Annotated in this window: 19 protein-coding genes; 7 read left to right on the top strand and 12 right to left on the bottom strand. The window is 72.9% G+C overall.

The window, feature by feature from the left end; genetic code table 11:
• Positions 1–60: 60 nt before the first annotated feature.
• Complete coding sequence (locus ACK8N7_RS08065) at positions 61–4,746, bottom strand: DEAD/DEAH box helicase (protein ID WP_403215785.1); 4,686 nt, start codon at positions 4,744–4,746, stop codon at positions 61–63.
• A gap of 102 nt (positions 4,747–4,848) precedes the next feature.
• Between ACK8N7_RS08065 and ACK8N7_RS08060 the strand changes: the two genes are divergently transcribed.
• The 3 genes from ACK8N7_RS08060 to ACK8N7_RS08050 are packed head-to-tail and all read left to right on the top strand — an operon-like array spanning position 4,849 to position 6,840.
• A complete protein-coding gene (locus tag ACK8N7_RS08060; protein WP_403215783.1) occupies positions 4,849–5,700 on the top strand; it encodes an AraC family transcriptional regulator in 852 nt (283 codons plus the stop codon).
• A 22-nt stretch (positions 5,701–5,722) separates the two neighbouring features.
• Positions 5,723–6,538 carry an AzlC family ABC transporter permease gene (locus ACK8N7_RS08055; RefSeq protein ID WP_403215782.1) on the top strand — a complete coding sequence of 272 codons (816 nt, stop codon included), beginning with the start codon at positions 5,723–5,725 and terminating at the stop codon, positions 6,536–6,538.
• Positions 6,535–6,840, top strand: coding sequence for an AzlD domain-containing protein (locus ACK8N7_RS08050; protein WP_403215780.1), 306 nt, complete (start codon positions 6,535–6,537; stop codon positions 6,838–6,840). Before ACK8N7_RS08055 ends, ACK8N7_RS08050 begins: the two co-directional genes overlap by 4 nt.
• Before the next feature lie 11 nt (positions 6,841–6,851).
• On the opposite strand, the gene ACK8N7_RS08045 is transcribed toward ACK8N7_RS08050, so the two are convergent.
• The gene (locus tag ACK8N7_RS08045; RefSeq protein ID WP_500441679.1) at positions 6,852–7,766 is read right to left on the bottom strand and encodes a hypothetical protein; all 915 of its coding nucleotides are present in this window, start codon (positions 7,764–7,766) and stop codon (positions 6,852–6,854) included.
• Positions 7,767–7,846: 80 nt separating this feature from the next.
• Here ACK8N7_RS08045 and ACK8N7_RS08040 point away from each other — a divergent pair, with 80 nt between their 5' ends.
• Both ACK8N7_RS08040 and ACK8N7_RS08035 read left to right on the top strand, forming a co-directional pair.
• Positions 7,847–8,041: a DUF3046 domain-containing protein gene (locus tag ACK8N7_RS08040; protein ID WP_403215777.1), complete on the top strand. Its 195-nt coding sequence runs from the start codon at positions 7,847–7,849 to the stop codon at positions 8,039–8,041.
• A gap of 160 nt (positions 8,042–8,201) precedes the next feature.
• On the top strand, positions 8,202–9,329 hold the full coding sequence (locus ACK8N7_RS08035; protein ID WP_403215822.1) for an AI-2E family transporter: 1,128 nt from the start codon (positions 8,202–8,204) through the stop codon (positions 9,327–9,329).
• Positions 9,330–9,389: 60 nt separating this feature from the next.
• Here the strand turns inward: ACK8N7_RS08035 and ACK8N7_RS08030 are convergent, their stop codons facing one another.
• From ACK8N7_RS08030 to ACK8N7_RS08020, 3 genes are all read right to left on the bottom strand, one after another.
• Positions 9,390–10,385, bottom strand: coding sequence for an SDR family oxidoreductase (locus ACK8N7_RS08030; RefSeq protein ID WP_403215775.1), 996 nt, complete (start codon positions 10,383–10,385; stop codon positions 9,390–9,392).
• A gap of 28 nt (positions 10,386–10,413) precedes the next feature.
• Positions 10,414–13,287 (bottom strand): ATP-binding protein, encoded by a 2,874-nt coding sequence (locus ACK8N7_RS08025; protein ID WP_500441677.1) that lies wholly within the window; start codon positions 13,285–13,287, stop codon positions 10,414–10,416.
• 263 nt (positions 13,288–13,550) lie between these two features.
• Positions 13,551–15,140 carry a S8 family peptidase gene (locus ACK8N7_RS08020; protein ID WP_500441675.1) on the bottom strand — a complete coding sequence of 530 codons (1,590 nt, stop codon included), beginning with the start codon at positions 15,138–15,140 and terminating at the stop codon, positions 13,551–13,553.
• Between the two features lie 424 nt (positions 15,141–15,564).
• Between ACK8N7_RS08020 and recA the strand changes: the two genes are divergently transcribed.
• On the top strand, positions 15,565–16,695 hold the full coding sequence (gene recA / locus ACK8N7_RS08015; RefSeq protein WP_403215770.1) for a recombinase RecA: 1,131 nt from the start codon (positions 15,565–15,567) through the stop codon (positions 16,693–16,695).
• A 3-nt stretch (positions 16,696–16,698) separates the two neighbouring features.
• The gene (gene recX / locus ACK8N7_RS08010) at positions 16,699–17,361 is read left to right on the top strand and encodes a recombination regulator RecX (protein WP_403215768.1); all 663 of its coding nucleotides are present in this window, start codon (positions 16,699–16,701) and stop codon (positions 17,359–17,361) included.
• Positions 17,362–17,482: 121 nt separating this feature from the next.
• Here the strand turns inward: recX and ACK8N7_RS08005 are convergent, their stop codons facing one another.
• The 7 genes from ACK8N7_RS08005 to ACK8N7_RS07975 all read right to left on the bottom strand — a co-directional run bounded on the left by ACK8N7_RS08005 (position 17,483) and on the right by ACK8N7_RS07975 (position 23,179).
• On the bottom strand, positions 17,483–18,142 hold the full coding sequence (locus tag ACK8N7_RS08005; RefSeq protein WP_403215766.1) for a DUF6197 family protein: 660 nt from the start codon (positions 18,140–18,142) through the stop codon (positions 17,483–17,485).
• Positions 18,143–18,361: 219 nt separating this feature from the next.
• Complete coding sequence (locus tag ACK8N7_RS08000; protein WP_403215765.1) at positions 18,362–18,841, bottom strand: rhodanese-like domain-containing protein; 480 nt, start codon at positions 18,839–18,841, stop codon at positions 18,362–18,364.
• A complete protein-coding gene (locus ACK8N7_RS07995) occupies positions 18,838–19,494 on the bottom strand; it encodes a cupin domain-containing protein (protein WP_403215763.1) in 657 nt (218 codons plus the stop codon). The genes ACK8N7_RS08000 and ACK8N7_RS07995 overlap by 4 nt, the downstream gene beginning before the upstream one ends.
• Before the next feature lie 74 nt (positions 19,495–19,568).
• Positions 19,569–19,655, bottom strand: coding sequence for a putative leader peptide (locus ACK8N7_RS07990; RefSeq protein ID WP_311307652.1), 87 nt, complete (start codon positions 19,653–19,655; stop codon positions 19,569–19,571).
• Between the two features lie 32 nt (positions 19,656–19,687).
• Positions 19,688–21,415: an FAD-dependent monooxygenase gene (locus ACK8N7_RS07985; RefSeq protein WP_500441672.1), complete on the bottom strand. Its 1,728-nt coding sequence runs from the start codon at positions 21,413–21,415 to the stop codon at positions 19,688–19,690.
• A 166-nt stretch (positions 21,416–21,581) separates the two neighbouring features.
• Positions 21,582–22,535: an amino acid ABC transporter permease gene (locus tag ACK8N7_RS07980; RefSeq protein ID WP_403215759.1), complete on the bottom strand. Its 954-nt coding sequence runs from the start codon at positions 22,533–22,535 to the stop codon at positions 21,582–21,584.
• Positions 22,532–23,179: an amino acid ABC transporter permease gene (locus tag ACK8N7_RS07975; protein ID WP_031125846.1), complete on the bottom strand. Its 648-nt coding sequence runs from the start codon at positions 23,177–23,179 to the stop codon at positions 22,532–22,534. Before ACK8N7_RS07975 ends, ACK8N7_RS07980 begins: the two co-directional genes overlap by 4 nt.
• Between the last annotated feature and the right edge of the window lie 21 nt (positions 23,180–23,200).

The following is a 23,200-nucleotide window of genomic DNA, read 5'->3' as shown; positions in this document are numbered from 1 at the left end:
ATGATGGGCCCGGCGCGCTTCGGCGGGGTGTGCCAGGACACGGGGACGGGCCCGCCCGGCTCACGCCCTCAGGCGCAGGCCTCTCGGGGTGGCGAGGAACCCGGCCGCCTCCAGGGTCCGGCCCAGTGGTGAGGTGAGGGAGGAGACGCCGTTCGTCCGCTCCACCGTCACGGTGCCGAGCGCACCGGCGCGGGCGGACGCGGCCAGGGCCTCGGCCGCCGCAAGGAGTGCGGGGGACTCGGGGTCGGACGGCCAGGCGAGCAGGGATTTGCCGCCGCGTTCCATGTAGAGGGTGAGCTCGCCGTCGACGAGGACCACCAGCGCCCCCGCCTTGCGGCCCGGCTTGTGGCCCGCGCCGTCCGGGGACTCCGGCCACGGCAGGGCGGCGCCGTACGCGTTGGCCGGGTCGGCCGCCGCGAGCACCAGGGCCTGGGGCGCGGTGCCCGGGTCCCGGCGGTCGCGGGCCGTGGCGGCCGCCCGCAGCCGGTCCACCGCCCCGTCCATCGCGAACTGGGCGGCCCCCAGCCCCTCGACCACATAGCCCCGCCGGGCCTGACCGCTGTCCTCGAAGGCGGCCAGGATGCGGTACGTCGCCGAGAAGCCGCCCTCCACCCCCTCGGCCTGCACCGCGCCGCGGGTGACCACGCCGTGCCGGTCGAGCAGGGTGCGGGCCAGGGCGTGGGCGCGGTGAGTGGGCTCCGGCTCGCGCGGGGGCAGCAGGGACCAGCGGCCCGAGACCGTCGGGGGGCCGGTGCGGGAGGCGGGCCGGGCGGCCGCGGTGAGGGATCCGTACCGCCCGCGGGGCACGCTGCGTCTTGCCCGATGGGCGGTGGAGCCCGCCGTCCGACCGGAGCCCAGGAGCGAGCGCAGCGGGGCGAGGGTGTCGTTGGTGAGCCTGCCCGACCAGGCCAGCTCCCAGAGTGCGTCGGCGAGCTGCTGGTCGGTGGAGTCCGGGTGGGTGGTGGCCCGGACCTGGTCGGCGATCTGCCGGAAGAAGAGGCCGTACCCCCCGGAGAGGGTGGTGAGCAGCGACTCGTGGAGCGCCGACAGCTCCAGCGGGTGCGGGGCGGGCAGGAGCAGGGGTGCGCTGTCGGCGGGATAGAGGGAGAGCCAGCCGTCCTTGCCGGGCAGCGCTCCGGCCCCGGCCCAGATCACCTCGCCCGTGGTCGTCAGCTCGTCGAGCATCGCCGGGGTGTAGCCCATGACCCGGCTCGGCAGGATCAGCTTCTCCAGGGCGGAGGCCGGGACGGGCGCTCCCTGGAGCTGTTCCACGGCGCGGGCCAGCCCGTCGATGGACCGCAGGCGGTTGGAGCCGAAGTGCTGCCACTGGGGGAGGAACGAGGCGAGTGCGGCGGGCTCCACCGGCTCCAGCTCCTGGCGGAGCGCGGCCAGCGAACGGCGGCGGAGCCGGCGCAGCACCGTGGCGTCGCACCACTCCTGGCCGATGCCCGCCGGGTGGAACTCGCCCTGGACGGTCCTGCCGGAGGCGGCGAGCCGTTGCAGCGCGCCGTCCGTGACGGCGGTGCCGAGGCCGAACCGCTCGGCGGCCCGCGCGGCGGTGAACGGGCCGTGCGTCCTGGCGAAGCGGGCGAGGAGATCGCCGAGGGGGTCCTTCACCGGCTCGGTGAAGGCCTCGGGCACACCGACCGGGAGCGCTGTGCCCAGGGAGTCGCGCAGCCTCCCCGCGTCCTCGATCGCCGCCCAGTGGTCGGCCCCGGCGATCCGGACCTGGATGGCCCGGCGGGAGGACGCCAGCTCCGGTGCCCAGGAGGGCTCGGCGCCCCGCTCGGCCAGCTCGGCGTCGGTGAGGGGTCCCAGGACGCGCAGGAGGTCCGCGACCCCTTCGATGTCCTTGATCCTGCGGTCCTCGGTGAGCCACTGGAGCTCCCGCTCCAGCTCGGTGAGGACCTCGGGGTCGAGCAGTTCGCGCAGCTCCGCCTGGCCCAGCAGCTCGGCCAGGAGGTGGGAGTCCAGGGAGAGTGCGGCGGCCCGCCGCTCGGCCAGCGGAGAGTCGCCCTCGTACAGGAACTGGGCGACGTAACCGAAGAGGAGGGAGCGGGCGAACGGGGAGGGCTCCTGGGTGGTGACCTCGACCAGCCGGACCCGGCGCGCCTCCAGGTCACCCATCAGTTCGGTGAGCCCGGGGACGTCGAAGACGTCCTGGAGGCACTCGCGGACGGCTTCGAGGACGATCGGGAACGAACCGAACTCGGACGCCACCTGGAGCAGCTGGGAGGCGCGCTGGCGCTGCTGCCAGAGCGGGGTGCGCTTGCCGGGGGAGCGCCGGGGCAGCAGCAGGGCCCGGGCGGCGCACTCGCGGAAGCGGGCGGCGAACAGCGCCGAGCCACCGACCTGGTCGGTGACGATCTGCTGCACCTCGCCCTGGTCGAAGACGACATCGGCGGCACCGACCGGGGGCTGCTCGCTGTCGTACGAGAAGGCCCCCGGCGCCGGTCCGTCGTTCGCCGCGTCCGGTCCCGGCGGGGCGTCGAAGTCGAGGAGGTCCAGGCCCATCATGTCGGCGTCGGGGAGCCGCAGCACGATCCCGTCGTCGGCGTGCATGACCTGGGCGTCCATCCCGTACCGCTCACCGAGGCGGGCGGAGAGGGCGAGCGCCCAGGGGGCGTGCACCTGGGCGCCGAAAGGGGAGTGGACGACGACCCGCCAGTCGCCCAGCTCGTCCCGGAACCGCTCGACCAGGATCGTCCGGTCGTCCGGGACATGGCCGCAGGCCCGTCGTTGCTCGTCCAGATAGGCCAGGATGTTGTCCGCCGCCCAGGCGTCGAGCCCGGCGGCGAGCAGCCGGAGCCGGGCGTCCTCCTCGGAGAGCCCGCCGATCTCGCGGAGGAACGCCCCCAGGGCGCGGCCGAGCTCCAGGGGGCGGCCCAGCTGGTCGCCCTTCCAGAACGGCAGCCTCCCAGGAACACCCGGGGCCGGCGAGACGAGGACCCGGTCCCGGGTGATGTCCTCGATCCGCCAGGAGGTGGTGCCCAGGGTGAAGACGTCGCCGACCCGGGACTCGTAGACCATCTCCTCGTCCAGCTCGCCGACCCGGCCGCCGCCCTTCTTCGGGTCCGCACCGGCCAGGAAGACCCCGAAGAGGCCGCGGTCCGGAATGGTGCCGCCCGAGGTGACGGCGAGCCGCTGGGCTCCGGGGCGGCCCGTGACCGTACCGCCGACCCGGTCCCAGACCACCCGGGGCCGCAGCTCGGCGAAGGCGTCGGAGGGATAGCGTCCGGCGAGCATGTCGAGCACGGCCGTGAACGCCGACTCGGGGAGCGAGGCGAATGGGGCGGCCCGGCGGACCAGGGCCAGCAGGTCGTCGGCCTGCCAGCTGTCCAGCGCCACCATGGCGACCAGCTGCTGGGCGAGGACGTCCAGCGGGTTGGACGGGATGCGCAGCGCCTCGATCGCCCCTGTCCGCATCCGCTCGGTGACGACGGCGGCCTGCACCAAATCACCGCGGTACTTCGGGAAGACCACTCCGGTGGATACCGCGCCCACCTGGTGCCCGGCCCGGCCCACCCGCTGGAGACCGGAGGCGACGGAGGGCGGGGACTCGACCTGGATCACCAGGTCGACCGCGCCCATGTCGATGCCGAGCTCCAGGCTGGAGGTGGCCACCACGGCGGGCAGCCGCCCCGCCTTGAGGTCCTCCTCCACCTGGGCCCGCTGCTCCTTGGAGACCGAACCGTGGTGGGCGCGGGCCAGCAGGGGCGGGGCGCCCCGGGCCGCGCCCGACTGGGCCATGACCTCGGCGGGGGCGTGCGCCTCCGGCAGGCCGGGGGCGGGGTTGTCCGGGTCGAAGGCGGTGCCGGTGGCCCGCTCGTACGCGATCTCGTTCAGCCGGTTGCAGAGGCGCTCCGCCAGCCGCCGTGAGTTGGCGAAGACGATCGTGGAGCGGTGCGACTGGACGAGATCGGCGATGCGCTCCTCGACATGCGGCCAGATCGAGGGCTTCTCCGCCTGGGCGGCGTCCCCGTCGGTGGCGGGCGAACCGCCCAGCTCGCCCAGATCCTCCACCGGGACGACCACCGAGAGGTCGAACTCCTTGGTGGACGGCGGCTGGACGATCTCCACCTTGCGCTGCGGCGAGAGGAAGCGGGCGACCTCCCCGACCGGCCGGACCGTCGCGGAGAGCCCGATCCGGCGGGCGGGCCGGGGCAGCAGCTCGTCCAGGCGCTCCAGGGAAAGGGCGAGATGGGCGCCGCGCTTCGTGCCGGCGACCGCGTGCACCTCGTCCAGGATCACCGTCTCGACGCCCGCGAGCGCGTCCCGGGCGGAGGACGTGAGCATCAGGAACAGAGATTCGGGTGTGGTGATCAGGATGTCCGGCGGCCGGGTCACCATGGAGCGCCGCTCGGCGGGCGGGGTGTCACCGGACCGGATACCCACCCGCACCTCCGGCTCGGGCAGGCCCAGGCGCACCGACTCCTGGCGGATGCCGGTCAGCGGGGAGCGCAGATTCCGCTCGACGTCGACCGCCAGGGCCTTGAGGGGCGACACGTACAGCACGCGGCAGCGCTTCTTCGCCTCCGCGGGCGGCGGACCGGCCGCCAGCCGGTCCAGCGAGGCGAGGAACGCGGCCAGTGTCTTGCCGGAACCGGTCGGCGCGACCACCAGCACGTCACTGCCCTCGCCGATGGCCCGCCAGGCACCTTCCTGCGCGGGGGTGGGCGCGCTGAAGGCACCGGCGAACCAGCTGCGGGTCGCGGGCGAGAAGGTGTCGAGAGCGGAGCCGGTCATGTTCCCCATCGTGCACCCCACCACTGACAACGGGCCGCCGACACCGCCCGGGGCCACCCCCTCACCCTGCGTCGCACGGCCGGGACCTGCGAGAATGTGGCCATGGCGGGAGCGGATCGGGCGAAGGAGTGGGCGCGGCACTGGACGTACGCGGAGCTGCCCGACCTCGATCTCCTGCGAGCCCGGTACGTCCGCCACACCTTCCCCCGGCACAGCCACGAGGGGTACGTGTTCGGCGCGGTCACCGGTGGTGTGGAGGACGTGGGGCTGCCGGGCGGCATGGTCCACGCGATCCCCGGCACCGTCGTGATGATCAACCCGGAGGTGCCGCACACCGCCCGCCCCGGGCAGCCCGAGGGCTGGGAATACGACACGCTGTACCCCTCCGCCCAGGTGATCAACGACATCGCGGCCGAGGTGACACCCCTGCGCGGCACGGTCGGGTTCGCCGAGAACCGTGTGACCGACCCCTACGCCGCCCGGCTGATCACCCAGGTGCACCGGGCCGCGGAGGAGGGCAACGCGCTGGCCGCCGACACCCTGCTGCGGGTCCTGGTCGTCCGCCTCCTCGACCGGCACGGCAGCTCGCTCCCCAGCGTGACGCCCCGGGCCGGAGGCGCGCGGGATGCCGAACGCGCCCGCCTCGCGCTGGAGGGGCGGATGGACGCGCCGCCCACGCTGGAGACGCTCGCCGCCGAGCTGGGCACCAGCCCGTTCGCGCTGCTGAGGGCCTTCAAGAAGGAGTACGGGATGCCGCCCCACACCTGGCTCACCGACGCCCGGGTGCGCCGGGCCCGTCGCCTGCTCGACGCGGGCGTCGCCCCCGCCGACGCCGCGGTCGCCGTCGGGTTCACGGACCAGCCGCACCTCAACCGGCACTTCACCCGGATCGTGGGGGTGCCGCCCGGTGCGTACCGGCGTGAGCGCGCAAGAACGTACAAGACCGGGCCCTGACCGCCCCCGTAACGTGCGGCGCGTGGCAGAACAGACAGCACCCCCAGAGAGCACCGGCGCGATCGGTGCCATATCCGCCGGGCCGCCGGGCCCGGCGCCAGACGCCCCACCGCACAAGCCGGACGCGGCCGTCGTCCGGGACGCGCTCGGCGTCGGCATCGCCGTCGGGCTCTCCGGTTTCGCGTTCGGCGTCACCGCCGCGGGGTCCGGGCTCAGCGTGCTCCAGATCTGCGCCCTGAGCCTCTTCGTCTTCACCGGCGCCTCGCAGTTCGCCCTGGTCGGCGCGCTGGCCGCGGGCGGCAACCCGTACACGGCTGCGGCCGGAGCGTTCTTTCTCGGCGTCCGCAACGCCTTCTATGGTCTGCGGCTCTCCCAGTTGCTGGCCCTTCCGCGTGCCGTGCGTCCCTTCGCCGCCCACTGGGTGATCGACGAGACGACCGCGGTCACGGTGGCCCAGCCCGACCGGCGGGCCGCGCGTCTCGGCTTCACGGTCACCGGGCTCACCCTCTACGTGCTGTGGAACCTCACCACCCTGGTGGGTGCGATGGGGGCCGAGGCGCTGGGCGACACCGAGGCCTGGGGCCTGGACGCGGCCAGTCCCGCCGTCTTCCTCGCGCTGCTCGCACCGATGCTCAGGAGCACCACCGAACGCGTCACCGCGGGGGTCGCCGTGCTGCTGGCCCTGACGCTGCTGCCCGTCCTGCCGGCCGGAGTGCCGGTCCTGCTGTCCGCGCTCGCTGCGCCCCTCGTCCTCTTCCTGATGGGGCGGCGTAAGCGGGGAGCGGCGACGGCCTCACAGAAGGAGACGACGGAGAAGAAGGGCGGACGGGACTCATGAACGTCTGGATAGCCATCGGACTGACCGCGGTGGGCTGCTACCTCGCCAAGTACGCGGGCCTGCTGGTCCCGGCGGGAGTGCTGGAGCGACCGCTCGTACGGCGGATGGCGACCCTGTTGCCGGTGGCGCTGCTGGCGGCCCTCACCGCGCAGCAGACCTTCGGTGACGGCCAGCAGCTCGTCCTCGACGCCCGGGCCGCGGGACTCGCCGCCGCGGCGCTCGCACTGATCCTGCGCGCCCCTTTCCTGGTGGTCGTCGGCGCGGCCGTGGTGGTCACGGCGGGCGTCCGCGCCTTGGGGTGAGCGACACCCGGTCAGCCGAGCGGACGGCCGTAGGACCGCAGCGTCTCCAGGGCCCTGAGCGTCACCAGGGGCCGCCCCTCCAGAGCGGTGCCCGGTGCCCACTGCCGCCAGTTCACCGGCCAGCCGCCGTCCTCCTGCTGCTCGGCCGCCAGGTGGTCGAGCGAGCGCTCCAGCTCCTCGTCGGTGAACCAGCGGCGGGCCAGTGACCCGGGCGTACGGGAGTAGTCGTGCGGGAAGTGGTGCTCGCCCGGCGCGTAACCCGGCGCCACCGGATACTCCGCCCGCCGGGACGGATCCAGCACCGCGAGCCGCTGGCCGCGCACCAGCCGGCCGAGCCGGTCCGCCGCCCGCTCGGCGCGGGCCCGGTCCGGCACCCCGTCCAGGAAGGCGATCGCGGCCTCGATCTCGTAGGGGTGCGACTGCTCCAGGGCGTCGACGGCGCTCCAGCAGAAGTCCGTCGCCCGGAACAGCCAGGCGTGCCACACCTCATTGCGGTGCAGCAGTCCGACGATCGGACCGGTCGCCAGCAGCTCTGCGGGTGGGTCGTCGACCACGGGGACGAACGGTGCGGCGGGATATCCGCGTTGTAAAGGGAGCAGTGCGGGCAGCGCCCCTTCTTTGGTCGACACGTCGCTCAGATAGCGGCAGATCCGCTCCACACGCAGTCCTTCGCAGCGGCCGATCGAGTCGAGGACGCTGAGCGCGTGGGCGGTGTGCAGCGGCTGGCTTACCGGACCGCGAAGATCGGGTTCCAGCGCGTGGGCGTAGCCGCCGTCCTCGTTCCGGTAGGCGGTGAGCGCCGTCTCCACGGGGTCCGGGTCGCCGTCGAGGAAGCGGTGGGCGAACCTCCGCTGTTCCAGTACGCGGGCGGTGAGCCAGATGAAGTGTTCGGCGCGGGCGAGGGGATGTGCTCCGGTTCCAGCCATGGACCGACCGTAGAGGGGGATGAGGCTCCGGCACATGCCCGGCGGACGGGCTGCACTCTCAGGAGCGCGATACTGGTGGCATGCGGTTGACGATTTTCTGGGAGCGGATGGCGGACCACTTCGGTGCCGCGTACGCGGACTCCTTCGCCCGTGACCATGTGATGGCCGAACTCGGCGGCCGTACGGTGCACCAGGCACTGGACGTCGGCTGGGACGCGAAGGACGTCTGGCGCGCGGTCTGCACGTCCATGGACGTCCCTGCGGACAGGCGCTGACACCGCCTGCCCCCGGCGTCGCCCGGCCGGGGAACCGGCTGTCGGTGGCGTAGGCGAGACTTGTCCCGTGTCATCGACAGACGAGACCGTCCCGGCCGAGCCGCCCACCGCCCCGCCCGCCGAGCCCCCCGCACCGCCCACCGGTCCGGTGCCCGCCCGTATGCCGGGCTGGCTGCCGCGGGCGATGGTGCTGGCCCTGGCGCTCTACGCCTGCTTCCAGCTCGGCAGCTGGGCGTTCGACCAGGTCATCGGGTTGCTGACCAATGTGCTGATCGCGTTCTTCCTCGCGCTCGCCATCGAGCCCGCTGTGGGCCGGATGTCGGCCCGTGGCATGCGCCGGGGGATGGCCACATTCCTCGTCTTCATCGGCCTGATGATCTTCAGTGTCGGCTTCGTCGTCCTGCTGGGATCGATGCTGGCCGGCCAGATCGTCGACATGGTCGACGACTTCCCCAAGTACATCGACTCGGTGATCAACTGGGTCAACCAGACCTTCCGCACCGAGCTCTCGCGGGTCGAGGTCCAGGACAGCCTGCTGCACTCCGACTGGCTGCAGAAGTACGTCCAGAACAGCGCCACCGGGGTGCTCGACGTCTCCACCACCGTTCTCGGTGGGCTGTTCCGGCTGCTGACCATCTTCCTGTTCTCCTTCTACTTCGCGGCCGACGGCCCCCGGCTGCGCCGCGCGCTCTGCTCCGTACTCCCGCCGGCCCGGCAGACCGAGGTGCTGCGCGCCTGGGAGATCGCGGTCGACAAGACCGGCGGCTACATCTATTCGCGCGGCCTGATGGCACTGATCTCCGGCGTCGCGCACTACATCCTGCTGGTCGTCCTCGGCGTGCCCTACGCTCCGGCGCTCGCCGTCTGGGTCGGGCTCGTCTCGCAGTTCATCCCCACCATCGGCACGTATCTGGCGGGCGCCCTGCCGATGCTGATCGCCTTCACCGTCAACCCCTGGTATGCGCTGTGGGTGCTCGGGTTCGTCGTCGTCTACCAGCAGTTCGAGAACTACGTCCTCCAGCCCAAGCTGACCGCCAAGACCGTCGACATCCACCCGGCGGTCGCCTTCGGTTCGGTGATCGCGGGGACGGCCCTGCTGGGCGCCGTCGGCGCGTTGATCGCCATCCCCGCCATCGCCACGCTCCAGGCGTTCCTGGGGGCCTATGTGAAGCGGTACGACGTCACCGACGATCCCAGGGTGCACGGCGGCCCCCGCCCGCGGCGCGGGGAACCGGCCCTGTCACGGATACGCCGAGCGCTCGGCGGGAACGGCCGCACGGGCGGCTGAGCCCCCCCGGGGCTCAGTGGGAGGAGGAGACGGGCGGTGAGCCGTGACACCCGTCAGGGGTCAGCGGTAGCCCGTGACGTCCGCGGGCAGCCCCCGGTCCTGGACCTCGGTCAGATACCTCCAGGCGTCGGGCCGGCTGCCGTCCACGTCGGTGAAGCCGTACACCTGGGCGAGCTGCCCGCTGGAGAGCGACTGTCCGTTCCAGCGAGCCACCTCCGGGTCGCGGGCGAGGGCGGCCACCGCCCGGCCCACGTACGCGGGGGACTCGGAGATCGCGAAGTGCGGCGCGTGCGTGATCGCGTCGCGCCAGGTGGCCTCGGTGACTCCGTGGGCCTGGAGCATCGCCTCGGAGCGGAGCCAGCCGGGGGTGAGCGCCACGGCGGTCGCGTCGTGCGGCGCGAGCTCATGGGCGAGCGCGAAAGCCATCCGGTTCACGGCGGCCTTCGCCAGGTCGTAGAAGAAGGACACGCGGTAGTTGGCCGCGTTGTACTCGTCCGTCCCGTCGGTCATCTCGACGACCAGGCCGCCCGGAGTCTCGATCATCAGAGGGAGCGCGAAATGGCTGGTGATGGCGTGGGTGTCGACGGCCAGCCGCAGGGTGTGGAGCCCGGTGTCGAGCGACGACTCCCAGACCGGCTTGTTCCACTCGATCTCGGCGCCCCAGATGTCGTTCACCAGGATGTGGAGGGCACCCTGCTCGCTCGAAATACGTGCGACGAGCGCGCTGACCTGGTCGGGGACCAGATGGTCGACCCGGACGGCGATCCCGCGGCCGCCCGCCGTGTCGACCAGGGCGGCCGTCTCCTCGATCGTCTCGGGCCGGTTCATCTCGGAGCGCTCGGAACCGCTCGTACGGCCCGTGACGTACACGGTCGCTCCGGCGGCGCCGAGCTGCACGGCGATCCCGCGGCCCGCCCCACGGGTGCCGCCCGCGACGAGCGCCACCCGCCCGGCGAGATCGGAGCCCGTAACAGGCAAACTGTCTGCCGGTGCAGGGGCACTGTCCGGCGGTGCAGGGGTACTGTCCGGCTTTTCCGGTGTCGAAGAGGGTCCCATATCGCCTTAATGTAGGGCACGCATTCCGTCAGAGCCCGAGCTGCGAACCGATCTCGGTCCGGGACGACAACCCCAGCTTCCGCAGCGCACGCGCCACGTGGTGCTCGACCGTCCGGTGCGAGAGAACCAGCTCGCGCGCGATCTCGCGGTTCGAGAGGCCGAGCGAGGCCAGCCGGGCCACGGCCCGCTCCCGGGGCGAGAGATGGTCGCCGTACCCCAGCGCACCGGGCCTGCGGACGGTGACCTGCCCGTGTTCCCGCAGCCCGCGCTGGCATCGCAGCACATCCCATACGGCGTCGATGTCCTGGTAGGCCGCGATCGCCTCGTGCAGCACGGTGCGCCCGCCCGCCGCTCCGGCGGCCAGCAGCCGGAGCCCCCAGGCCTCCCTGACGTACGCGGCTTCGTAGGGCCGCTCCAGAGCCGCCCAGGCGTCCGCGGCGGCCGCGTACAGGGCATCGGACCCGCCGGTCCCGGCCTGCGGGCCGCTCGTCGCGCCGAGCAGCGCCCGGCAGGTCAGCAGCGCGGCCCGGGCGGCCGGCGCGTCCCGGTCCGCGATGCCCTCGGCCAGCTCCGTGACGAGCCGGCGGGCCTCCGTGTCCCGGCCGTCCCGGACCAGCGCCTGAACGGCGGGCGGTGCGAGGGCCGTCGCCCACACCCACGCACCGGTGCGGCGCACCTGGTGCAGGGCTCCCTCCATCGCCTGGACGGCCTGCGCGGGGCGGTCGGCGGCGAGATGGACCCGCACCGCGGCGGCCGCGGCGGAGGTCAGCACGATGCCGGTGTCCAGCGCGGTCGTGCGGACGGCCCGCTCCAGGAGGCGACGCGCCACATCCGTCTGCCCCTTGGTGTGCAGGCGCAGCAGCCCGCAGACGAGGAGGGCCTCCGCGTGGAAGTCGGGCACGTCCCGGTACTGCGCCTCGGCGCGCTCTGCCCGCTCCAGCAGCCCCTTCCACCGGCCGCCCGTGAAGGCGGCGAGCATGTCCGTGGTCTCGACGAACGCTTCCAGGTACGGGGCGTGGTTCGTCCGGACGGCCTCCCACGCCCGGGCCTGGAAGGCACGGGCCCGCTCCGGATGGCCGAGGGCGGTCGCGGCGCCCGCCAGATTGGCGTGCACCCGCGCCGCCCCCTCGCCGGTGATGGCGGCGGGCAGATCGGCCACCGCCTGCCACGCCGACGGGTCGCCCATCAGGGCCAGGGCGGTGGCGCGGTTGGCCAGCACGGCCGCACGCAGGTCCTCCTCGTCGACCCGGGGCAGCAGCCGGTCCGCCTCGGCCAGCAGCCGCCGGTGCTCGCCGATCGGCCACCCCTTGAGGGAGGGGATCGCGATGATCGACAGAGCCCGGGCGGCCTGCCCCGTCGAGACGGCTAGGAGATCGGGAACGGCCCGCGCTATCTCCTCCAGCGCCTCAAGCCCGGAACCCGACTGGTTGCGCAGCAACAGCCCCAGGAGCAGCCGGATCTCGCCGCTCGGACCGGGGCCGAGGGAGCGCCGGTCGAGCACCTGCCGCAGGGCGTCCGGGACCTGCGGGCCGGTCCGGGCGTTCAGCGCGACACGGGCCAGCTTCAGGGCGAGCCGGTCGCGGACGACGGCCGAGGGGCCGCCGCGCAGGGCATCGAGGTAGCGGTCCGTGGCCGTACCGGCGTCCCCGCACGCGGCGGCACGGCCCGCGGCCGCTTCCAGACATCGCACGGCGTGGGTGTGGTGGCCGGCGCTCCGGTAGTGTCCGGCGATCCGCACCAGCGGGAGGGGGCCGGTGTGCCGGGTGAGGGCACGGGCCGCACGCAGGTGCAGTACGGGCCGTTCCGGTTCGGCGACCGCCTCGTACGTGGCCCGGCGCGCCAGCTCGTAAGGGAAGGCGTAGGTTCCGTCCGCCGCCCTGACGACGCCTTCTTTCAGAGCCGCGGCCAGGGCACTACGGGTCTCCGGTTCGTCCAGCCCCGCGACCGCTCCCAGCAGGTGTACGGGCGCGGGGTCCCCGAGAACCGCTGCCGCGGCGACCACCCGCCGCGCGTCCGAAGGAAGGCAACGCAACCGCTCCACCACCACACGGCGCACGGACGCGGACAGGGGCGGCTCCGGCATCCCCGCTGTCCCGGTGGAGCATGCCGTGGCGTCGGGCCATCGCCGCAGCACCTCCTCGACGACGTAGGGCAGGCCGCCCGTCCACCGGTGCAGACGGTCGGCGAACTCCTCCGGCACCGCCCGCACGCCGAGCAGGCCGGCTGCCAGTGCACCGGTCTCCGCCACGGACAGCGGCAGGAGATGGACCTCGGCCACCGTCACCTGGGCCGGCGGGCGCAACGGGAAGGGAAGTCCGTCGCCTCGCCCGGCGCCTCCCTCCACGCCGGTGTGGGGAGCTGTGTGGCTGCGCGCGGTGAGGACGAGTCCCAGGTGCGGCGGCGGATCTGAGACGACCGTACGGAGGAAGGCGCAGGTGGACTCGTCGGCCCACTGGAGGTCCTCCACGACCAGAACCACCCTCCCCAGGGATGCCGTCAACGCCCGCAGGGCCCGCAGGACGCGATGGCGTTCGGCGCGCGGATCGTCCGGAGGAGGCGGTGCGGGCGGCAGGAGGTCCGCGAGGTCGGGCAGCAGCCCGCGCAGCGCCCCGGTCAGCGGTGTCAGGTCCGCCGGGCGGGGGCGGCAGAGGCTCAGCGCCTCGACGAGCGGTGCGAACGGGAAGGGGTCGCCCGACTCCTGGCAGCGGGCGACCAGGGTGACGGCCCCCGACGGCGGTGTCCGCGTGAGGAGTTCGCGGACCAGCCGGCTCTTTCCCACCCCCGCCTCACCCGTGATCACGACGACGGCGGGCCGGCGGTCGAGCACCGGACGCAGGTCGTCCAGGAGCGCGGAGCGTCCGATCAGGACACCGGGGGCGGAGGTCGGCGGGTCGGAGTTCACGGCTTCCTTCCGTACCCATGGGCAGCATGGGCAAGGCGGGCGGTTCGGCCGGGCCGCGCCGCCCGGCGGCCTCATGATGGCCGTTCGCGACGGTGGTGAGAAGGGGAGTGACGCCTGCGGCGCGTGTGCGGGCGCCGCAGACGTCCCCCGTCCGGCCGGTGAGTGCGCGGAGAGGCCTCACCGGCCGGGGTGCGCCGGGATCCACCAGGGTTCGGGACCGTGGATCACCGGCGGTCCGGTGGGGTGCTGCCGGAAGCGGCCGGTCAGAACCTCAGCGACCAGGAGTTCAGCGTGCCGGTGTCGTTGGCCCAGTTGTCGCTCACCCGCAGCTTCCAGGTCCCGTCGGCGGGCTTGGACGCGGCGTTCACGGTGAAGGTCCCGCGCACGTCGTCGGCGCTGTCGTTGGCGTTGTAGTCCTTGAGCCGGAAGGCACCGCCGTCGGGGGCGACGAGGTCGACCCGCAGGTCACCGCGGAAGGTGTGCCGGATGTCGACCGTGACGGACAGCGTCGCGGGGGCGTTGCCCGTGATGCCGCTCACGGTGATGGGCGCCTCGACGGTCGCGTTGTCGCGGACCGGGTAGCCGGTGGTGTTCTCGAAGGTCCTGCCGGTGGGCGGAGGCGTGGTGCCGCCGTTCGGGACGTGCAGCAGGCGGTTGGGCGAACCGGTCTTCGCGTCGGTGACCTTGTTCGGGGTGGCGTCGGCGATCAGCTTGTCGTGGACCTGCTTGGGCGTCCAGGACGGGTTGGCGGAGAGGATCAGGGCCGCGGCGCCCGCCACGTGCGGAGATGCCATGGAGGTGCCGCCGTCGGAGCGGGAGCCGGTGTCGTCGAGGTGGGAGGCGGAGACTATGTCGGAGCCGGGGCCGAACAGGTCCAGGCAGGTCCCGTGGTTGGAGGACTTGCCGCTCGGCCAGATCGAGCGGGCGTCACGGCTGTCGGTGGCGCCGACCGTCACCGCGCTCGGCACCGCCGCCGGGGAGGTGTTGCAGGCGTTGGCCCCGTCGTTGCCGGCGGCGACGACGTAGGTGACACCGGAGGCGATCGAAGCGGCCAGCGCGTCGTCGACCGAGGCGGTCCGGCCGCCGCCGATGCTCATGTTCGCGACCGCGGGCTTGACCGCGTTCCTGGTCACCCAGTCGATGCCGGCCAGGACCGGGGCCCAGGTGGAGCCGGACGAGCCCTGGCAGTTCAGGACGCGCACGCCGACGAGCTTCACGGCCTTGGCGACGCCGTACGTCGCGCCGCCGACCGTGCCCGCCACATGCGTGCCGTGCCCGTTGCAGTCCTGGGCGACGGCATCGTTGTCTATGAAGTCGTAGCCGTTGACCGCCCGGCCGCCGAACTCCCGGTGCGAGGTGCGTATCCCGGTGTCGAGCACATAGGCCGTCACATCGGATGCGGTACTGGGGTACGTGTACTTCCGGTCGCCCGGCAGGTCACGCTGGTCGATGCGGTCCAGTCCCCAGGTCGGGTCGTTCTGGGTGCCCAGGGCGTACGCGACTCCGTCGGCCTCCACCCGTGCGACGGAGGGTTCGGCGGCCAGCCGCCGGGCCTGGTCCTCGTCCACCTTCACGGAGAAGCCCCGCAGCGCCGCGCTGTAGGTGTGGCCGACCTTGCCGCCGTGCCGCCCGGCGAGGGATTTCGCCACCTTGCCGACATCCGCCCGCGCCACCGAGTCCTTGAAGGTGACGATGTACGAGCCCGGCACCGCGCCGGCGCGGTCGGCGCCCAGGATGCGGCCTTCGCCGGGCGGAGGGGTGGGTGCAGCTCCTGCCGTACCGGCACCGGCGATCAGTGCTCCGACGGCACACGTGGCAGCGGCGACACGCCACACCGCAGCTTGAGACACCATGCGATTCCTCCTGAGGGGTCGGCCGGACCGGCTCGGGTCCGGCGGGGCCCGCGCACGGCGAACACCGGGTGCGGGCGAAGGAAGGGGCACGGCGGGGGCTCCGGACGATGGGATGTCGACCTCGTACGGCGGATGCCGATCTTGGGGGGCCGGCAGATGCACGAGGGGCGGAGCCACCGCCGCCTCAGGAAGAATCGAGCCATGGGGGCAGGTCGAACAATGCGTAGGTGTACCCAACCGTTCCGGCAGCGTGGTGCGCTTGACACCAAAATCGAACATCCATTCTCATGGATTTCGGCCGGGTTTTTCCGGGCCCGACCGTGGAGTTGTCCACAGGCCGGGAGGACGTCGAGGCCCATTGTCAGTGGCAGGGGTTAGCGTCTTTGACGTGAAGCGATCGACTCAAGCAAATCGGGTGGAACCCATGGCAGGAACCGACCGCGAGAAGGCGCTGGACGCCGCACTCGCACAGATTGAACGACAGTTCGGCAAGGGCGCGGTGATGCGCCTCGGTGAGCGGCCCAACGAGCCCATCGAGGTCATCCCCACGGGATCGACCGCCCTCGACGTCGCCCTCGGCGTCGGCGGTCTGCCGCGCGGCCGTGTGGTGGAGGTGTACGGACCGGAGTCCTCCGGTAAGACGACGCTGACGCTGCACGCCGTGGCGAACGCACAGAAGCTCGGCGGCTCGGTGGCGTTCATCGACGCCGAGCACGCGCTGGACCCGGAGTACGCCAAGAAGCTCGGCGTCGACATCGACAGCCTCATCCTGTCCCAGCCGGACAACGGTGAGCAGGCGCTGGAGATCGTCGACATGCTGGTCCGTTCCGGCGCCCTGGACCTGATCGTGATCGACTCCGTCGCGGCCCTGGTGCCCCGTGCGGAGATCGAGGGCGAGATGGGCGACTCGCACGTGGGCCTCCAGGCCCGTCTGATGAGCCAGGCCCTCCGCAAGATCACCAGCGCGCTCAACCAGTCCAAGACCACGGCGATCTTCATCAACCAGCTCCGCGAGAAGATCGGCGTGATGTTCGGCTCCCCGGAGACGACGACCGGTGGCCGGGCGCTGAAGTTCTACGCCTCGGTGCGCCTGGACATCCGGCGGATCGAGACGCTCAAGGACGGCACCGACGCGGTCGGCAACCGCACCCGCGTCAAGGTCGTCAAGAACAAGGTCGCCCCGCCCTTCAAGCAGGCCGAGTTCGACATCCTCTACGGCCACGGCATCAGCCGCGAGGGCGGGCTGATCGACATGGGCGTGGAGCACGGCTTCGTCCGCAAGGCCGGCGCCTGGTACACGTACGAGGGCGATCAGCTGGGCCAGGGCAAGGAGAACGCCCGCAACTTCCTCAAGGACAACCCCGACCTCGCCGACGAGATCGAGAAGAAGATCCTGGAGAAGCTGGGTGTCGGTGTCCGGCCGGAGGCCGAGCCCGCCGAGCCGGCCGCGGAAGGAACGGCGGCCGCGGGAGCGGCGGCGGACGGGGCGGCGAAGCCGGTGACCGCTGCGGCCACCAAGGCGAAGCCGGCCAAGACCGCGGCGGCCAAGAGCTAGGCCGTGGCACGTCGTACGGAGTGGCCGGGAGGCCCTGCGGAGCCCGGGGCCGGGTTCGGCGAAGGGGCGGGCCCCCGTGGCCGCTCCGGCACCAGGAGCAGCGGCTCCCCTTCCTCGTCGAGGGCCGAGAAGGGGGAGCCGCGTGACCAGCGGGACAGGGGCGAGCCGCGCGATCCGGTCGAGCAGGCGCGCAGCATCTGCCTGCGCCTGCTCACCGGGACGCCGAGGACGCGCAAGCAGCTCGCGGACGCCCTGCGAAAGCGGGAGATCCCGGACGAGGCCGCCGAGGAGGTCCTCTCGCGCTTCGAGGACGTCGGGCTGATCGACGACGCGGCCTTCGCCGGGGCATGGGTGGAGTCCCGGCACCACGGCCGGGGGCTCGCCCGCCGGGCCCTCGTCCGCGAGCTGCGCACGAAGGGCGTCGCCCCGTCAGTGATCGACGACGCGGTCGGGCAGCTCGACGCCGATCAGGAGGAGGAGACGGCACGGGAGCTGGTGGCCCGCAAGCTCCGCTCCACCCGCGGCCTGGACCGCGACAAGCGGCTGCGCCGTCTTGCGGGCATGCTCGCCCGCAAGGGATACGGGGAGGGCATGGCCCTGCGGGTGGTGCGTCAGGCGCTGGAGGAGGAAGGCGAGGACACGGAAGGCCTGGACGAGCCTTTCTGAGCGGGAACGGGGGGCGGGCCGGACGGGGGAAGCGGGCGCGGGCAGCGGGGGCGCTGTGCAGTGGTGGCGGGGCAGCAGCGGGGAGCGGGGCGGCGGGGAGCGGCGGTCGGGGGGCCGTCGGTCAGTGTCCGGCCAGGGACGCGCGGCGGGCGGCCCCGTCGATGAGGGCCAACGCGTCCGCCGCGGTGCGGCCCGGCGCGCGGTTCCAGGGGCCGATCAGCCCGGGCCATCCCTGGGAGCGGAGTTCGGTGATCAGCCAGGCGCCGGCCCGGTTCACCGTGGTGGGGGAGCCGTAGCCGAGCCGGTGCGCGGTGAGCATCGCGCCGCAGATGCAGCGGGCGCCACGGGCGTTGCGCAGCCGGTACGGGGTGTTCTGCCAGCCCCATTCGGTCAGGACCTGCCGGGCGTAGCCGAGGTGGACGGAGGGTCTCAGATCTCTCTGGCCGACCCGCCGCCAGGCGTGGACACGGTCGGGCAGTACCGCACCCAGCCGACCGGGGAGCGGGCGCTCGGGCGGAGGCGCTGCCGGCAGCGCCCGCAGCGAGTCGTCGATCAGCCGGTCGACGGGGACGGACAACAGGCTCCGCCAGTCGGCAGGGCGGTCCTGTGCGGGCGACGGGGACCGGCCGGGAACGACCGGTTCCGGGGGCTCGGCCGGGGAGAGCACGGGCTCGGGGGCGGTGCTCTCCCACCCCGAGACGATGCGCTGCCACGCCTGTGTGTCGTGCAGCCGGGAAGCCTCGGCGTCGAGCTGGTCGGGGGTGAGGACTGGGGTCGCCATGAGTGCGTCATCTCCGTACATTTCGGCCTCTGTATGAGGCGAATGTCGGTCGCGCACGGCGATGGCTCTACTGGAACGCGGCGTTCGGGTGTGTCACGCGCAGGAGCGAGTTCAGAAGAAGTGAGCCAGAAGCAGTAAGTCGGAAGTGAGCCAGACGTGAGGGAGGGGGCGGCCACGTCACGCCCGTGGCCGCCCCCTCCCTCGGATCGATGTCCGGCGTCAGCCGCCGGTGCCGGTCCTGTCCTCGGTGTCGGAGGCGGTGTCGGGGGCGGCGGCCGGGGAGACCGGGAGCCCGGCCGCGCGCCAGGCCTGGAAGCCGCCGATCAGGTCGGTTGACCGGTGCAGCCCGAGTTGGCGCAGCGACGCCACCGCGAGGCTCGACGCGTACCCCTCGTTGCAGATGACGACCACCGGGAGGTCGTGGCTCACCGCCTCGGCGGCGCGGTGGCTGCCCTGCGGGTCGAGCCGCCACTCCAGCTCGTTGCGCTCCACGACCAGCGCGCCGGGGATGAGCCCGTCCCGTTCCCGGAGGGCCGCGTACCGGATGTCCACCAGCAGCGCCCCGTCCGCCGCCGCGGCGGAAGCCTCGTGCGGGCCGATCCGGTCGTAGCCGTCCCGGACCCGCTCCAGCAGCTCGTCGATGCCCACCTGCTCCGTGGCGCCCACGCCCTCGGCCCCACCTCGCTCGTCGCCGCTCACTGCCAGTCCTCCGGGCGCTCGGTCTGCTCCAGCCGGAGCACCGCACCTGTGCGGCTGAACCGGCGGATCCGCGGCAGCGGCGGGTAGTACGCGTGGACGGAGACGGCATGCACGCTGTCGGACTCGTTGAGGACCTCGTGCACGTGGTTCTGCCCGAAGGCCCGCCCCTGACCGGCCGCCAGCTCCCGTGACCGGTCCACCCCCTCGTTCAGCTCCAGGGTCTTCCAGCCGTCGGTGGGCAGCCGTACGGCCAGTGAGTGCTCCTTGAGGGCGCCGGCCGCGGTGGTGAAGGCGCCGACCGAGTCGGCGTGGTCGTGCCAGCCGGTCCCGGTCCCCGGCGGCCAGCCGATCAGCCAGGCCTCGCTGCCGCCCGGCCCGTCGAGCCGGACCCAGGTGCGGCCCTCCGGATCGAGCGGAAGAGAGGCGATGAGCGCGGTGTCCTCGGCGGCGCGGCGCACGAAGTCGAGCAGCTCCGCGACCGTCGGACCGGAGGAGACGGAACGGGCCGAGCCGACCCGCGCGGAAACAGCGGGAGCGGATAGAGAGGCAGCGGGTACAGCCGGAGCGGACGCAGCCGGAGCGGAGGCCACCGGTCCGGTGGCACGGGAGGGTACGGAAGCAGCCGTGGGTACGGCAGGAGAGGGGGAAGACACAGGGACCGTCCTGAGAGTTCGCGCGAGATCCCGGCCGTGCGGGAAAGCGGCACGGACCGGCAGAGGGGGGCGATTCAGCAGGACGGGCGACACACGCAGCCCGCGTAACGGAGGAGGTCCATATGGACCCTCCGCCACAGGCGCACATCGGTGTCGGTCATGATCTGGAGTAGACCATGTGCGCCCGTGACGGTCAATTGATCCTGGCGGTCCGGTCGGCGTGAACCCGCTCGCGGGGCCCCGGCGCTCGCGCCGCCCCCCGCTCGTCCCCGCTCTCCCCGTCCCCGCTCTCCCCGTCCCCGCGCTCCGCGGGTCCGGCGCCGGACCCGCCCCCGGGCGGCCCGCCCAGTGCCGCCCGCGCCGCGGCGAACAGCTCCGCGGGCCGTACGCCGGCGAAGGCGGCCACCAGGTGTCCGTCGGGCCGCACCAGCAGGACGGTGTGGGCCGACGCACCCGGGTAGCTCTCCGTGACCAGCAGCTCCGCCGTGGACGGCAGCGCCTCCACGGCTTCCACGAGGCGCGGCATGATGCCGGCGGTCAGCCAGTGCCGCCGGTCCCACACACCGGTTCCGGGGGCGACCAGGATCACCAGCGGATGCCCCTGCCCGAGCCGCTCGCGCAGCCGCACCGCCGTCCCGTCCGGCGCCGTCACCCTTACATCGGCGACCGGCGCACCGGGGGGCGTACCCACCGTGGTGTGCGCCTCGGCGTGCGGTGGTGCAAGGGGGGAGTGCGTGTACGAAGGGGGCGCACCGAGGGCTCCGCAGCCCAGGTGGCCGTTGGCGAGCAGGGTGTCGTGACCCCGGGCCGTGCCCGGTACCAGCGTCCGCAGCCCTCCGCCGCCCCGCAGTATCGGCAGGGACTGGTCGGCGGCGCGCAGCCGGGCGGCCACGGCGGCCCGACGTTCGGCCTGGTAGCTGTCGAGCAGCAGATCGGCGCCGCCGTGATGCCAGGCGTGGGCGAGCTTCCACGCCAGGTTCTCGGCGTCCCGGATGCCCTCGTCCAGGCCCTGGGTGCCGAGCGCCCCCAGCAGATGCGCGGCGTCGCCCGCCAGGAAGGCCCGCTGCACCCGCCAGCGCCGGGCGAGGCGGTGGTGGAGCGTGTGGACCCCGGTGTCGAGCAGCTCGTACGGCGGGGTCTCGCCGCACCAGCCGGCCAGGCTGTCCCGGATGCGGGCGATCAGGGCGTCCGGGGTGACCAGCTCGCCGCGCGGCGGGAGCAGCCAGTCCAGCCGCCAGACCCCGTCCGGCAGCGGCCGCGCGCTGACCTCGGCACCCCCGGTGCGCCACGGCGGCTGCCGGTGCAGCACGGCCTCGTCCGGCCAGGGCAGGTCGGCCCGCAGTGCGGCGACGGCATGCCGCTCCACCGCCGTACGACCGGGAAACCTGATGTCCAGCAGCTTGCGCACGGTCGAGCGTGCGCCGTCGCAGCCGACCAGATAGCTGCCGCGCCACCAGGTCGCACCGGGCTCCTTGGTGTGCACCGTGACGCCGTCGCGGTCCTGCTCCAGGGTGTCGACCCGGCTCAGCTCCATCAGCTTCACCAGCGGCGCCGCCGCGACGGCGGCGCGCAGGGCCGACGCCAGCGCGTGCTGCGGAATGTGGAGGGGGGCCGGGAGGGGCGGCGCGTCCTCGTCGACGGAGTCCCCGGAACCCGCGCTCAGCGGCACATCACGGACCAGCTGCTTCCGGCGCATTGAGCGCCACCCGCTCCACCGCAGGCCGTCCTTCTCCAGGCGGGCGGCGCCGAGCCGCTCCACCAGATCGGCGGTGTCCTCGCGCAGCACGACCGTGCGGGCGAGACGCACTTCCTCGGTGCCCGGCCCCTCGTCGAGGAGCACGCACGGGACACCCTGGGCGGCGAGGGCCAGCGACAGCGTCAGGCCGACGGGCCCGGCGCCGACGACGATCACCGGGTCCACGGCGCGTGTCCTCCGGCCCGTACGGTCATGCGGAACGTGGCAGTGGAAGCCGGGTGCGTGATCACAGAACGTATGCAACCCACTGGGGGTGCTTGCGTCAAGTGACCGAGGCAGCGACGCGTGCGCCGCTGCCTCGAATGCTTCTGCCGGGAAGGACCGCCCACGGTCAGTTCTGCGACACTCCGGTCCCACCGGCACCGTCGGCCCCGGTGCCTGCGCCCCCCGCGCCCCCTGTGGTGTCGGCGTTCGGGCCGAACGTGCCGGCCGTCGCGTCGATGGTTCCGGGGGCCTGGACGGCCGGCGCCACCGCGATGCCGGTCTTGGCGCGGCGGCCGCGCTTCTCGATCCAGGTCGCCAGCGACGAGAGCAGCAGACACAGCGCGATGTAGATCGTGCCGATGACCGTGATCGTCGAGACGTACGGGTACTGGCCGTTGACCAGGGTGTTGGAGGCGATCAGACGCGCGGTCTGGAGCAGCTCCGGGTACAGGATGATGAAGCCGAGCGAGGTGTCCTTGAGGGTCACCACGAGCTGGCTGATGATCGTCGGCAGCATCGACCGGACCGCCTGCGGCATCAGGACGGTGACCATCACCTGGGTCTTGCTCATGCCGAGCGCGTACGCGGCCTCGCTCTGGCCCCGGGGGACGGCGTTGATGCCGGCGCGCAGCACCTCGGCCTGCACACAGCCGTTGTAGACCGACAGGCCCGCCGCCAGCGCCCACATCGAGTAGTCGGTGAGGAAGCCGACCCAGATGGCGTAGATCGTGATCAGCAGCGGGAGCGAGCGGAACAGCTCGATGAAGGTGGTCGCCGCCCAGCGGACCGGTTTGTGGTCGGAGAGGCGTCCCACGGCCAGCACCACGCCGAGGACGACCGAGCCGACCGCGGCCAGACCGAACGCCTTGAGCGTCGCGACGAGGGCGTCGGCGATGTTCTGCCGGATGCCCGAGTAGTTGAAGATGTCCCACATCTCGGGGGCCAGGTGGCCCTTGTCGGCCAGCCGCAGCAGGCTGACCGCGATCAGCGCCAAGATGGCGAGGGTGCCGACGACGGCGTAGAGCCGGTTACGGACGACGGCCTTGGGGCCCGGGGCGTCGTAGAGAACGCTGGCGCTCATCGGGCGACCTCCATGCGACGCTCCAGCAGCCGGAAGAGGCCGCTGATGGTAAACGTGACGACCAGGTAGCCGAGGGCCACCCAGATGAAGACGGGGACGATGTCGTAGCCCTTGTCGCTCATCAGCTTCTGCCAGCCGAAGAGTTCCGCGACGCTGAAGGCTCCGGCGATCGCGGAGTTCTTGGTGAGCGCGATGAAGATGCTGCTCAGCGGCGGGATGACGGTCCGCGTCGCCTGGGGGAGCACCACGATGCGCAGGGTCTGGGCGAACGTCATGCCGATCGAGCGGGCGGCTTCGGCCTGGCCCAGCGGCACGGTGTTGATGCCGGAGCGGACCGCCTCGCAGACGAACGAGGAGGTGTAGAAGCCGAGCGCCAGCGACCCGAGCACGAACGGGCTCATCCCCGGGAAGAGGATCTCCGGGACGACGAAGAAGAAGATCAGGAAAAGCAGCGTCAGCGGGGTGTTGCGCATCAGCGTCACCCAGGCGGTGCCGAAGTACCGCAGCGGCGGCACCGGCGAGACCCGGAAGCCGGCGATGACGACACCGAGCACCAGTGCGATAACCGAGCTGACGGCGGTGATCGACACGGTTCCTATGAAGCCGTCGCGGAACTCTGGGAAATTGTCGAGCAGTACGTTCATGAGGTCTCCGCGTCGGCGGTC

Origin of the sequence: Streptomyces griseobrunneus (assembly GCF_046713465.1) — a bacterium.
GTDB classification, from domain to species: Bacteria; Actinomycetota; Actinomycetes; order Streptomycetales; family Streptomycetaceae; genus Streptomyces; species Streptomyces microflavus.
This window is presented reverse-complemented; position numbering and strand designations above follow the sequence as displayed.